At 51.8% G+C, this 11,342-nt stretch carries 9 protein-coding genes; 8 read left to right on the top strand and 1 reads right to left on the bottom strand.

From position 1 onward, the window contains the following. Positions 1-147 precede the first annotated feature (147 nt). The 7 genes from grpE to greA all read left to right on the top strand — a co-directional run bounded on the left by grpE (position 148) and on the right by greA (position 10,162). Positions 148-732, top strand: coding sequence for a nucleotide exchange factor GrpE (grpE, locus tag KP814_RS11465; RefSeq protein ID WP_216736900.1), 585 nt, complete (start codon positions 148-150; stop codon positions 730-732). 129 nt (positions 733-861) lie between these two features. Next, a complete protein-coding gene (dnaK, locus tag KP814_RS11470; RefSeq protein ID WP_216736901.1) occupies positions 862-2,790 on the top strand; it encodes a molecular chaperone DnaK in 1,929 nt (642 codons plus the stop codon). Positions 2,791-2,894: 104 nt separating this feature from the next. After that, on the top strand, positions 2,895-4,022 hold the full coding sequence (gene dnaJ / locus KP814_RS11475) for a molecular chaperone DnaJ (protein ID WP_216736902.1): 1,128 nt from the start codon (positions 2,895-2,897) through the stop codon (positions 4,020-4,022). Between the two features lie 106 nt (positions 4,023-4,128). After that, complete coding sequence (gene dapB, locus KP814_RS11480; RefSeq protein ID WP_216736903.1) at positions 4,129-4,932, top strand: 4-hydroxy-tetrahydrodipicolinate reductase; 804 nt, start codon at positions 4,129-4,131, stop codon at positions 4,930-4,932. A gap of 270 nt (positions 4,933-5,202) precedes the next feature. After that, positions 5,203-6,342, top strand: coding sequence for a glutamine-hydrolyzing carbamoyl-phosphate synthase small subunit (gene carA, locus KP814_RS11485; protein ID WP_216737051.1), 1,140 nt, complete (start codon positions 5,203-5,205; stop codon positions 6,340-6,342). Positions 6,343-6,461: 119 nt separating this feature from the next. Further along, positions 6,462-9,689, top strand: a complete 3,228-nt coding sequence (gene carB, locus KP814_RS11490) for a carbamoyl-phosphate synthase large subunit (RefSeq protein ID WP_216736904.1) — start codon at positions 6,462-6,464, stop codon at positions 9,687-9,689. Continuing rightward, complete coding sequence (greA, locus tag KP814_RS11495; protein WP_216736905.1) at positions 9,686-10,162, top strand: transcription elongation factor GreA; 477 nt, start codon at positions 9,686-9,688, stop codon at positions 10,160-10,162. Before carB ends, greA begins: the two co-directional genes overlap by 4 nt. Positions 10,163-10,210: 48 nt before the next feature. Here greA and yhbY read toward each other — a convergent pair whose 3' ends face one another. Continuing rightward, positions 10,211-10,534 (bottom strand): ribosome assembly RNA-binding protein YhbY, encoded by a 324-nt coding sequence (gene yhbY, locus KP814_RS11500; RefSeq protein WP_216736906.1) that lies wholly within the window; start codon positions 10,532-10,534, stop codon positions 10,211-10,213. 128 nt (positions 10,535-10,662) lie between these two features. Between yhbY and rlmE the strand changes: the two genes are divergently transcribed. Further along, positions 10,663-11,283 (top strand): 23S rRNA (uridine(2552)-2'-O)-methyltransferase RlmE, encoded by a 621-nt coding sequence (rlmE, locus tag KP814_RS11505; RefSeq protein WP_216736907.1) that lies wholly within the window; start codon positions 10,663-10,665, stop codon positions 11,281-11,283. The last annotated feature ends 59 nt before the right edge of the window (positions 11,284-11,342 follow it).

An 11,342-nucleotide genomic window follows, 5' to 3' on the forward strand; every position in this document is an offset into this window, starting at 1 on the left:
CATTTTGGATGCTGACTGGAGTCAATGTCGGGTGACCTGCGTCATTTCCTGACGATTGTCGATATTTGGCTGGTTGAAACCGGTTTGATCGACCCCATATTGAGGGCAATTCAAAAGTATCGGATGGATTTTGGGAGATTCGATCAAATGTCTGAAGATTCTAAGAGTCAAGTAGAAGAACAAGTCATCGCTGACGATCAGGCGCAAGCCGCAATGGCTGAGCAAGCTGAAACGGCTCAGGCGAGCGGCGAACCCGCTGACCGTGACGAGTTGATTGAGAGATTGCAGCAGGAGCTCGGTGAGCAAAAAGAGCAAATGTTGCGCGTACATGCTGAGATGCAGAATGTACGCCGTCGTGCTGAAAACGATGTTGAGAAAGCGCGTAAGTTTGCTCTGGAGCGCTTTGTGAAAGAGCTCTTGCCGGTAGTGGATAGCTTGGAAAAGGCGGTGGAAGCCTGTGGCGCCACGGAGTCCGCCGAACCCCAGGTCACGACTTTGAAAGACGGCGTGGAAATGACGTTGTCTCTGTTCAACTCCGGCCTGAAAAAATTCGAAGTGGAAGTGGTTGATCCCATGGGGCAGCCCTTCAACCCGGAATTTCATGAGGCTATGTCCATGGTGCCGCAAGCCGATGTAGAGCCAAATACCGTTATTGCGGTATTGCAGAAAGGCTATCTACTGAGCGGACGTTTGGTCCGGCCAGCCATGGTTATGGTGTCGAAAGGCGTCTGATCGCGCTTTATACGCGTTCAGCGCTGGTTGAAAACGTACAAAATCCCGCCAGCTTCGGGTTGAAAAATTGAGATCAACTCCAATATTAGCTGGTAATCAATTAGCGAGATTTTTTCAGGAGTAGAAATTATGGGTAAAATTATCGGGATCGACTTGGGGACTACAAACTCCTGTGTAGCGATTCTTGAAGGCGACAAGCCACGCGTTATTGAAAACTCTGAAGGCGGACGCACTACGCCTTCCATCGTTGCATACACTGACGATGAGACGCTGGTAGGTCAATCCGCCAAGCGTCAGGCGGTAACTAACCCCACGAATACTCTTTTCGCCATCAAGCGTCTGATCGGTAGACGTTTTGAAGACGATGTAGTGCAAAAAGACATCAAAATGGTGCCTTACACTATCGCCAAGGCTGACAACGGCGACGCTTGGGTCGACGTGAAAGGCAAGAAAATGGCGCCTCCCCAGATTTCCGCTGAAGTTCTGAAAAAGATGAAGAAAACGGCGGAAGACTTCTTGGGCGAGAAGGTGACGGAAGCGGTTATCACCGTACCGGCCTACTTCAACGACGCGCAGCGTCAGGCTACCAAAGACGCAGGCAGAATCGCCGGTCTGGAAGTTAAGCGTATTATCAACGAGCCGACTGCGGCGGCGTTGGCGTACGGTATGGACAAGAAGGGTGGCGACCGTAAAGTGGCCGTTTATGACCTGGGTGGCGGAACCTTCGATATCTCCATTATCGAAATCGCTGATGTAGACGGCGAGATGCAGTTTGAAGTACTGGCCACCAACGGCGACACGTTCCTGGGTGGTGAAGACTTCGACTTGCGCTTGATCGACTATCTGGCGCAGGAATTCAAGAAAGATTCCGGTATCGACCTGAAAGGCGACCCATTGGCGATGCAGCGTCTGAAAGAAGCTGCAGAGAAAGCTAAGATCGAGCTTTCCAGCAGTCAGCAGACGGATGTGAATCTGCCGTACATTACTGCTGATGCAAGTGGTCCTAAGCACCTTAACGTTAAAGTGACTCGCGCCAAGCTGGAAAGTCTGGTGGAAGAGCTGGTTGAGCGTAGCCTTGAGCCATGCCGCATCGCATTGAAAGATTCTGGTTGCAGCTCCTCAGAAATCGACGAAGTGATTCTGGTTGGCGGTCAGACTCGTATGCCAATGGTGCAGAGCAAAGTGGCCGACTTCTTTGGTAAAGAAGCGCGCAAAGACGTTAACCCTGATGAAGCGGTCGCTATCGGCGCAGCTATCCAGGGCGCGGTATTGTCTGGTGACGTGAAAGACGTATTGCTGCTGGACGTGACGCCATTGTCTTTGAGCATTGAAACCATGGGTGGCGTTTCCACGCCGATCATTGAGAAGAACACGACTATCCCGACCAAGAAGTCGCAAGTGTTCTCTACTGCGGAAGACAATCAGACGGCTGTGACTATCCACGTTCTGCAGGGCGAGCGTAAGCAAGCGCAAATGAACAAGTCGTTAGGCCGTTTTGATTTGACTGGTCTGCCTCCCGCGCCTCGTGGCGTGCCTCAGGTTGAGGTGACCTTCGATATCGACGCCAACGGTATCATGCACGTATCTGCGAAGGATAAAGCGACTGGTAAAGAGCAATCCATCGTTATCAAAGCCTCATCTGGCTTGAGCGAAGACGAAATCGATAAGATGGTGCAGGATGCGGAAGCGCATGCGGCGGAAGATAAGAAGTTTGAAGAGTTGGCGTCTTCGCGCAATCAGGCGGACGCTCTGGTTCACGCTACTCAGAAAACGCTTAAAGATGCTGGCGATAAAGTGACTGCTGAAGAAAAAGTGGCCATTGAAGCAGCTATCAAAGAGCTGGAAGAAGCGATCAAAGGCGACGATAAAGAAGCTATTGAAGACAGAATGCAGAAGCTGAGCGAAGCATCTTCTTCCATGGCGCAGAAGATGTATGCTGAGCAGGCCGCACAGCAAGGCGGAGACGCTGGCGCTCAAGCTGAAGACGCCGCTGCTAAGCCAGCGGATGACGCAGTCGACGCCGAGTTTGAAGAAGTTAAGGACGGCGATAAGAAATAGTCCGGCTCCTTGCATGCCTGAGGCAGTGCGGAATTTAACCGCACTGCCTTATTGTGTTTAGGTTATAATCCGGTTTTTTTGCAGTTGGCGCATAAGATTAAGTTATGGCAAAACGCGATTATTACGAAGTGTTGGGCGTTTCGCGGGACGTAGACGGTAAGGATGTCAAGAAGGCTTACCGGCGTTTGGCGATGAAATATCACCCGGACAGAAACCCCGGAGACGCTTCGGCTGAAGAGATGTTCAAAGAGGCTACTGAAGCTTACGATGTGCTCTCTGATGACCAGAAAAGAGCGGCCTATGACCAGTTCGGTCACGCCGGAGTGGATGGCAATGCTGGGGCTGGCGGTTTCGGCGGCGGAGCCAGTTTCAGCGACATATTCGGCGACGTATTCGGCGATATATTTGGCGGGGGCGGCGGAGGTCGCACTCGGGCGAATCGCGGCTCAGATTTAAGGTATACCCTGGATCTCGACTTGGAAGAAGCGGTTCGCGGCACAACCGTGAAGATTCGCGTTCCTTCTCAAGTAGAGTGTAATGGTTGCGGCGGAAGCGGCGCAGAAAAAGGCACGCAGCCTGAAACCTGCGGCACTTGTAACGGCGCTGGCCAGGTTCGCATGCAACAGGGCTTCTTCTCTATCCAGCAGACTTGTCCTCGCTGTCGCGGCGCAGGAAAAATTGTTCGCAACCCCTGCCGCTCCTGTCACGGCAGCGGCTATGTGGAAGAGCAGAAGACGCTTTCGGTTAAAGTTCCCGCCGGTGTGGATACTGGCGATCGCATTCGCTTATCAGGTGAAGGCGAGCCGGGAGTAAACGGCGGGCCGCCGGGAGATTTGTATGTTCAGGTCGCTGTACGTGAACATAAGATATTTACCCGTGATGGCAGAAATCTGTATTGCGAAGTGCCAATCTCCTTTGTCGACGCAGCATTGGGTGGGGAGCTTGAAGTGCCCACGCTTGATGGGCGGGTGAAGCTCAAGATTCCAGAGGAAACGCAAACCGGCAGACTGTTCCGTCTGCGCGGAAAGGGCGTGACTCCAGTTCGTGGTGGCGCGCCAGGAGATTTGCTGTGTCGGGTAGTGGTGGAAACCCCTGTAAACCTGACCAAGAAACAGAAGGACTTGCTGCGCGAGTTTCAAACCTCAATGGAGGAGAGCGGTGGACAGCAAGCGCCAAAAAAGCATAGCTGGTTTGAAGGCGTGAAAAGCTTTTTTGACGATATGAAGTTCTAGCAGTCTGCATGCGCAACGAAAAACCGGCGAACGCCGGTTTTTTTGTATTGGAGCGGTGGCGGAACGCCTATAACAGTAATATTCCAGAGAAAACAGAGGAATAAGCATGACCAGAGTAGCGATAGTGGGCGCTTCCGGGCGCATGGGTAAAGTGTTGGTTGAAGCGGTCTGCGATAACCCGGATGCTTCTTTGGGGGCTGCTTCTGTGCGAGTTGGCAGCTCTTTGGTTGGCGCTGATGCGGGAGAAATCGCCGGCGTAGGTAAAAAAGGCGTGGCCTGCGTTGATGACTTGGCGCAAGTGCTGGACGACTTTGATGTGATTATCGATTTCACTTCGCCGGAGACCACGCTTGAGTTGCTGGCGCTTTGTCGTAAAGAGGGCAAAGCGATAGTGATTGGAACGACGGGGTTCAGTGAGTCGCAAAAAACGCACTTGTCTGAAGCGGCGAAGGACTGTCCGGTAGTATTTGCCCCCAATATGAGCGTGGGTGTGAATTTACTGTTGAATATTCTTGCGCTGACCGCAAAAACGCTGGGTGACGATTACGATGTGGAAGTAATCGAGGCGCATCATCGTTTTAAAAAGGATGCGCCGTCGGGTACTGCGTTGAGATTAGGCGAGGTTGTAGCTGAGGCGCTGGGGCGCGACTTGAATGAGTGCGCAGTTTATGGTCGTGAAGGTATCACTGGGGAGCGGGATAAAAAGACTATCGGTTTTGAGACGATTCGCGCGGGCGACATCGTTGGCGATCATACGGTGATGTTTGCGACGATGGGGGAGCGTATAGAAATAACGCACAAGGCGAGCAGTCGCATGACTTTTGCAAAAGGCGCCGTTAAGGCGGCCTTATGGTTGCATGGCGTGGCTCCGGGGCTGTATGACATGCAGGATGTGCTGGGTCTGAAATAGGTTAATCTGACTTCGTATTGGCTTGTATGCGCACTTGGGTTTCGGGTGCGCGGAGCTTGATAAAGAATAAAATCGCCAAAGAAATTGGAAAACAAATAGACAGTCTTGACCGAATCCACTAGAATATTGGGGTTTGTGCGCAAGTTGCCCATACACATCGGACATCACTAAAAAGCGGGACGGAGTTTAAATCTCCCTCTCGCTTTTTTGCAAGTTGAGTCCACCTTCATAAGTGTTTGATTAGACGTTTTCAACTGGCGAGCTATGGAATTGACTACACCCGCAATACTAGCACTTGAAGACGGAAGCATATTTCATGGGATATCTATCGGCGCAGCCGGCGAAACCACCGGCGAAGTGGTTTTCAATACTGCGATGACCGGATACCAGGAAATTCTTACCGATCCTTCCTACGCAAAACAAATTGTCACTCTCACATACCCCCACATAGGCAACACCGGAATTAACGAAGAAGATGTCGAATCAGATCAAGTCTGGGCGGCAGGTCTGGTGATTCGCGATCTTTCCATGACAGTTAGCAACTGGCGCAGCCAAAAGAGTTTGTCGGAGTATCTCCGGGAAAACGGTATTGTCGCCATCGCTGACATCGATACCCGTCGCCTGACTCGTATTTTAAGGGAGAAAGGCGCGCAGAACGGATGCATCATGGCGGGCGAAGGGGCTTCGGCGGAAGCAGCGTTGGCTGCGGCTAAAGCCTTTCCCGGACTGAAAGGGATGGATCTCGCCAAAGAGGTGACTCGTACGGACGTCTTGAATTGGACTGAGTCGACTTGGGTTCTAGGAGAAGGATATCAGACTCTGGAGGATGCCGAGTTTCACGTTGTCGCGTACGACTTCGGCGTGAAAAAGAACATTTTGCGTATGCTCGCTGAGCGCGGTTGCCGCGTAACCGTGGTGCCGGCGAAAACGCCTGCGCAGGATGTATTGGCGATGTCTCCGGACGGCGTGTTCCTATCTAATGGACCAGGCGATCCTGAGCCTTGCGACTACGCTATTGAGGCCATTGCTGAGATTCTGAAATCCCAGACGCCTGTATTTGGCATCTGTTTGGGGCACCAGCTACTGGCGCTGGCCAGCGGAGCACGCACAGAGAAGATGAAGTTCGGGCATCACGGCGCCAACCATCCAGTGCAGGATCTGCGCACGGGGCAAGTGATGATCACTAGCCAAAACCATGGCTTTGCGGTGGATGAATCCTCGTTGCCCGCCAACCTGGAGACTACGCATAAGTCTCTGTTTGACGGCTCATTGCAAGGAATTCGACGCACTGACGTCGCCGCCTTCAGTTTTCAGGGGCACCCTGAAGCGAGTCCGGGCCCGCACGACGTGGCTCCCTTATTTGACCAGTTCATTGACTCCATGCGGGAAGTCAAATACCGATCAGTCTAATACTCGGATTTCAGCGTCGGCGCCCGACGGCGCCGCGTCTGAACCGAAACAGGCGTAATTCTGGGTGATGTCGGCGGCCTGCGGGGCGTCGCAAGATTCGAGCGAGTAGAAGAGCACACATGCCAAAACGTACAGACATCAATAGTATCCTGATTATTGGGGCCGGTCCTATCGTCATCGGACAAGCCTGTGAATTTGACTATTCCGGGGCGCAGGCGTGTAAAGCACTGAGAGAAGAGGGATACCGCGTTATCCTTGTGAACTCCAACCCCGCCACCATCATGACTGATCCGGCCATGGCCGACGCCACTTACATCGAGCCGATTAACTGGCGCACAGTCGCGAAAATCATTGAAAAAGAACGCCCAGACGCGTTGTTGCCAACCATGGGCGGGCAAACTGCTTTGAACTGCGCGCTCGACTTGGCTCGTGAAGGCGTCCTTGAGCAGTATGGCGTAGAGATGATTGGCGCCACACAGGACGCCATTGATAAAGCGGAAGATCGTGAGCGCTTTGACAAGGCGATGAAAGCCATTGGTCTGGAGACTCCTCGTTCCGCTATTGCGCATAGCATGGAAGAAGCTCTGCAAGTGCTGGATCAGATCGGCTTCCCCGCTATTATTCGCCCCTCCTTCACAATGGGCGGCTCTGGCGGCGGCATTGCTTATAACAAGGAAGAGTTTACTGAGATTTGCGAGCGAGGTCTGGAATTATCGCCGACTCGTGAGCTGCTGATTGACGAATCGTTAATCGGTTGGAAAGAGTATGAGATGGAGGTTGTTCGTGATAAGAAGGACAACTGCATTATCATCTGCGCGATAGAAAACTTTGACGCAATGGGCGTGCACACTGGTGATTCCATTACCGTCGCGCCTGCGCAGACGTTGACGGATAAAGAGTACCAAATCATGCGTAACGCCTCGGTAGCTGTGTTGCGTGAAATTGGCGTAGAGACAGGTGGCTCCAACGTTCAGTTTGGTATGGACCCCGAAACTGGTCGCATGGTGGTGATTGAGATGAATCCCCGTGTGTCCCGTTCATCAGCGTTGGCGTCCAAGGCGACGGGTTTCCCTATTGCTAAGGTCGCTGCAAAACTGGCGATTGGATATACCCTGGATGAGCTGAGTAACGACATCACTGGTGGCGTCACGCCGGCTTCTTTTGAGCCGAGCATTGACTATGTGGTCACCAAAGTGCCACGTTTCACATTTGAGAAGTTCCCGCAAGCCAATGCGACACTGACGACGCAAATGAAGTCAGTGGGCGAGGTGATGGCGATTGGTCGTAACTTCCAGGAGTCGCTCCACAAGGCGCTGCGCGGTTTGGAAGTTGGCTCGGCTGGCTTTGAGCCCATAGTTGATCTTGGGTCTGAAGACGCTAGTGATGTTTTAACTCGTGGCTTGAAAGTGCCCGGCGCCGAGCGGATGTGGTTCATTGGCGATGCGTTCCGAGCAGGAATGAGCGTCAAGGAAGTCTATGAGTACACCAAGGTTGACCCATGGTACTTGGTGCAGATCGAAGATTTGATCAAAGATGAAGTAGCGCTCGGCAATATGGCGCTGTCCGACTTGACTGCGGACCGTTTGCGTCGACTGAAACGTAAAGGCTTCTCTGACCAGCGTCTTGCCGAGCTGCTGGGCATCAACGAAAAAGCGTTGCGTAAGCAGCGTTTGGAATATGGCATCAAGCCGGTATTCAAGCGTGTAGATACCTGTGCGGCGGAATTTGCTTCCTCTACGGCTTACATGTATTCCTCTTACGACGAAGAGTGTGAGGCGCAACCGAGCGATCGTGAAAAAATCATCGTGATCGGTGGTGGCCCTAACAGAATTGGTCAGGGGATTGAGTTCGATTATTGTTGCGTTCACGCCGCCTTTGCATTGCGCGATGACGGCTATGAAACCATCATGATCAACTGTAATCCTGAGACCGTTTCTACGGATTACGACACTTCTGACAGGTTGTATTTCGAGCCAATTACCTTGGAAGACGTTCTGGCTATTGTCCATTTGGAAAAGCCGCGTGGCGTAATTGTTCACTACGGCGGTCAGACTCCGCTTAAATTGGCGAGAGGGCTGGAAGAAGCGGGCGTACCAATTATCGGAACGACTCCTGATGCGATTGACCGTGCGGAAGACCGTGAACGGTTCCAGCAGATGGTGGTTCGCTTGGGCTTGCGTCAGCCGCCGAATGCGACAGCTCGCAGCCAGGAAGAAGCGTTGAGCAAGGCGAAGGAAATTGGTTATCCCTTGGTTGTTCGTCCTTCTTATGTGTTGGGTGGCCGCGCCATGGAAATCGTCTACGACGAAGTTGAACTACAGCGCTATATGCGAGATGCGGTGCGTGTCTCCAACGACAGCCCTGTATTGCTGGATCACTTCCTGAATGCTGCGATCGAGGTCGATATCGACGCGGTTTCTGATGGCGAGAAAGTGGTGATCGGCGCCATTATGCAGCACATCGAACAGGCGGGTGTCCACTCTGGTGATTCGGCTTGTTCGCTGCCTCCGTACAGTTTGCCTGCGGATGTTCAGGACAAAATGCGTGAAACGGTCATCAAGATGGCTCTTGAGCTGCAGGTTGTCGGCTTGATGAATGTGCAGTTGGCCTATCAGGACGGCGAAATTTATGTGATAGAGGTGAACCCCAGAGCCTCTCGTACTGTTCCGTTCGTTTCCAAGGCGATAGGCGTGTCGCTCGCTAAGGTGGCTGCGCTGTGCATGGCGGGCAAATCTCTTGAGGCGCAGGGTTTTACCAAGGAAATTATTCCTAGTTTCTACAATGTCAAAGAGTCTGTGTTCCCGTTTAACAAGTTCCCGGGCGTAGATCCGATACTTGGCCCAGAAATGAAGTCCACGGGCGAAGTCATGGGAGTTGGCAAAAGTTTTGATGAGGCCTTTGCCAAGGCTGCGGCGGCTGGCGGAGACTTTTTGCCGACCGGCGGAACTGTGTTCCTGAGCGTCAGGGATGCGGATAAAGCGGGAGCGGTGTCTTTAGCTAAAGAGTTAAATGCTGTAGGCTTCGAGATTATGGCGACTGCGGGAACTGCAAAAGCGATCGAAGAAGCGGGCATTCCCGTAAAACGGATCAATAAAGTGCGAGAAGGCAGACCTCATATCGTAGACGCCATAAAAAATGAAGAAGTAGATTTGATTATCAATACTACGGAAGGCCGGAAGGCGATTGCGGATTCTGCGGAAATCCGTAAGTCGGCCCTACAATACAAGGTGACCTATACCACCACCCTGACGGGAGGTGAGGCATTCTGCCGTGCTATCAAGGTTGGGCAGGATCACGCTGTGAATCGTCTTCAGGATATTCATGCAACCATTCAAGGCGACAAATGAGCAAAATACCTATGACAAAAGCAGGGGAGCAAGCCCTGCGTGAAGAGTTGAATCGTCTGAAGACTGTGGATCGGCCGCGTGTAATCACGGCCATCGCGGAAGCCAGAGAGCACGGAGACTTAAAGGAGAACGCTGAATATCATGCTGCGCGTGAACAACAGAGCTTTATCGAGGGCCGCATTGCGGAAATCGAAAGTAAGTTGTCCATGTCCCAGGTGATTGACGTTACCTCTATTGAAAATACAGGGAAGGTCATTTTTGGCGTAACCGTGAATATCATCAATCTGGATACAGATGACGCCAGCTCTTATCAGATCGTGGGTGATGACGAAGCGGATATTAAGAAAGGCAAAATTTCAGTGTCTTCTCCGATTGCGCGCGCATTGATTGGAAAAACTGTCGGCGACGTTGTCGTTGTGCAGGTGCCAAGCGGCATGGTTGAATATGAAATTGATGGCGTGCAGCACCTGTAAACAGGGCGGTGCGTAAATAAAAAGCCGGCGTTAGCCGGCTTTTTTAATTTACTTGCTTGCGCCAGATTGATGACGTAAAAGGTTTGAAAGCTTGGGGTTGGGCCTGGGATTTTTGCGAAGCAGTATCGCGGTGCGCCCAATTACTTGAACTAATTCCGAGCGGGACATCTCGCAAAGCTCTTTGATGATCTCGGCTCTTTCTTCCTTTTCGCCGACAGCAATTTTAATTTTGATCAACTCATGGTCGTTCAATGCGCGCTCAAGCTCATTGATAACGCCTTCGGTAATGCCCGCGCCGGCGATAGTGACGATCGGCTTCAAGTGATGTGCGATAGCGCGGTACTGCTTGCGTTGCTCTATGGGTAGAGTCATGTCTGTGTGGAAACCTTCTTGCGTATGAAAAGCGTGTATAGTAACGCACTATGGCGCACTTTCTGAACAAAAAAACACAGTATCAGCAAATGTGCCTATACTAAAATAATCGTGTCAGAGGCAATAAAGTGGGACGTTCTAAATCCAGCTCTCGGTGGCTGAATGAGCATCATAGTGATGTCTATGTAAAAAAATCCAAAGAGGACGGATTTCGTTCGAGAGCCAGCTATAAATTGATTGAGCTCGACCGGCAGGACAAATTGTTGAAGCCGGGAATGACCGTGATAGATCTCGGTGCGGCTCCTGGAGGTTGGTCTCAAGTCGTTGCTGACGTAGTGGGCGATCAGGGGAAAGTAATCGCGTGCGACCTGCTGTCAATGGACAGTATTGCTGGCGTGACGTTTTTTCAGGGGGACTTCACTGAGGAAGAAATGCTGGATGCGATCCTTAACGAAGTAAACGGTCGGCCTGTTGACCTTGTAATTTCCGATATGGCCCCCAATATGAGTGGGATGAAATCGGTCGATATACCGAAAGCGATGTATCTGGTTGAATTAGCGCTTGATTTGGCGTGTCGCGTTCTTAAGAAGAATGGATGCTTTGTCGCCAAGGTCTTCCAGGGGGAAGGCTTCGATCAGATTATGCAAGAGTCCAGGGGCAGGTTTAGTAGCGTAAATATACGCAAACCTGACGCGTCCCGTGCTCGGTCACGTGAGATTTACCTAGTTGCCAAAGGGTTTCGGGGATAAACTTTCGTAATCGTCCTGTTTAGTAAAATTAATGTAAATAGCGGCGATAATGGACATAT

The sequence above is a fragment of the Hahella sp. HN01 genome, from assembly GCF_018986435.1.
Taxonomy (GTDB): domain Bacteria; phylum Pseudomonadota; class Gammaproteobacteria; order Pseudomonadales; family Oleiphilaceae; genus Hahella.

Excerpts from the sequence above, each read along its gene's own strand:
- dapB (WP_216736903.1), top strand. The coding sequence starts at position 4,129 with ATGACCAGAGTAGCGATAGTGGGCGCTTCCGGGCGCATGGGTAAAGTG.
- yhbY (WP_216736906.1), bottom strand. The coding sequence starts at position 10,534 with ATGACTCTACCCATAGAGCAACGCAAGCAGTACCGCGCTATCGCACAT.
- greA (WP_216736905.1), top strand. The coding sequence starts at position 9,686 with ATGAGCAAAATACCTATGACAAAAGCAGGGGAGCAAGCCCTGCGTGAA.
- dnaK (WP_216736901.1), top strand. The coding sequence starts at position 862 with ATGGGTAAAATTATCGGGATCGACTTGGGGACTACAAACTCCTGTGTA.
- carB (WP_216736904.1), top strand. The coding sequence starts at position 6,462 with ATGCCAAAACGTACAGACATCAATAGTATCCTGATTATTGGGGCCGGT.
- dnaJ (WP_216736902.1), top strand. The coding sequence starts at position 2,895 with ATGGCAAAACGCGATTATTACGAAGTGTTGGGCGTTTCGCGGGACGTA.
- grpE (WP_216736900.1), top strand. The coding sequence starts at position 148 with ATGTCTGAAGATTCTAAGAGTCAAGTAGAAGAACAAGTCATCGCTGAC.